At 70.8% G+C, this 1160-nt stretch carries 1 protein-coding gene; it reads right to left on the bottom strand.

Features of this window, described 5'->3' with window-relative positions; genetic code table 11:
* Positions 1 to 121: 121 nt before the first annotated feature.
* On the bottom strand, positions 122 to 1160 hold a 1039-nt coding region (gene phoA / locus EJA20_RS18485; protein WP_129339952.1), incomplete at its 5' end, for an alkaline phosphatase.

The following is a 1160-nucleotide window of genomic DNA, read 5'->3' as shown; positions in this document are numbered from 1 at the left end:
TCGGCGGCCTCACCCCGATCGACCGCGTCAACAACCTCCCGGGGCACTACAGCTAGATCCTGGAGCAGGAACGACAGCCCCGGCCCCACTCGGGACCGGGGCTGTCGTGAGTGCGGGTCAGTCAGCTGACGTCCTGCAGGCGCAGGGCGTTGCGCATGGTGAAGTACAGATCGGTCTGGTCGGTCAGGCCGAGCACGTTGGTCGCGCGGGGGCCGAAGGCGGCGATGCGGACCTGGGCGCCGGTGTGGGCCTGGGAGTCGCCCTCCTCGGCGGTGCCGTAGGCGATCGTCATGGGTGCGCCGTCCGCCGTCAGGAGCGTGCGCGTCAGACCGGGGGTGGTGCTGCCCGGGTAGATGATCTGGCTGGAGTGGGCGTGGTCGGCGGTGACGACGACGAGGGTGTTGCCGGCGGTCTTGGCGTACTCGAGCGCGACCTGCACGGCCTCGTCGAGGTCGACCGTCTCACCGATCTGGCCGCAGGGGTTGGCGGCGTGGTCCTGCTTGTCGATGGAGGCGCCCTCGACCTGCAGGAAGAAGCCCTTGTCGTTCTCGAGCAGGTCGATCGCCTTGGTCGTCATCTCGGCCAGGGTGGGCGCGGTGCCGTACTCGGGGTTCTCCGTGCAGGTGACCGGCTCCTCGGCGCCGCCCGTGGCGGTGGCCAGGGGGCCCTCCCAGCGCACGGGCAGGTTGCCGTCGGCGAACAGGCCGAGGACGGGTGCGTCGTCGTCAGCGCTGGTCAGCGCCTCGAACTGCGTCTGGTCGCCGACCAGCTGGTAGCCGCGGGCGTCGGCCTGCTCGAACAGCGTCTGGCCGGCCCAGTCGCCGGCCTTGGCGACCTCCTGGAAGGAGGCGGCGCCGCCGCCGAAGGTGACGTCGGCGCGGGTGTTGAGCAGCTGCTCGGAGATGGACCCCAGGCCGCCGTTCTCCAGTGCGTTCTCCGGGCAGTTCGTCGAGGTGCGCTCGGGGCCGTAGCAGCTGCGCAGCGAGACGTGGGAGACCTGGACGGCCGGGGTGGCGTCCTGGATCTCCGAGGTCGAGACGTTGCCGGTCTTGAGGCCGTTCGCCTTCGCCAGCTGCAGGATCGTCTGCTGCGGCTGGCCCTCCAGGTCCACGGAGACGGCGTTGTTGTAGGTCTTGGTCCCCGTGGCCCAGGCCGAGCCG

The sequence above is a fragment of the Cellulomonas endophytica genome (assembly GCF_004123805.1).
Classification (GTDB): domain Bacteria; phylum Actinomycetota; class Actinomycetes; order Actinomycetales; family Cellulomonadaceae; genus Cellulomonas; species Cellulomonas endophytica.
Note: the sequence above shows the minus strand (reverse complement) of the source record. Positions and strands in the feature narration are given on the sequence as shown.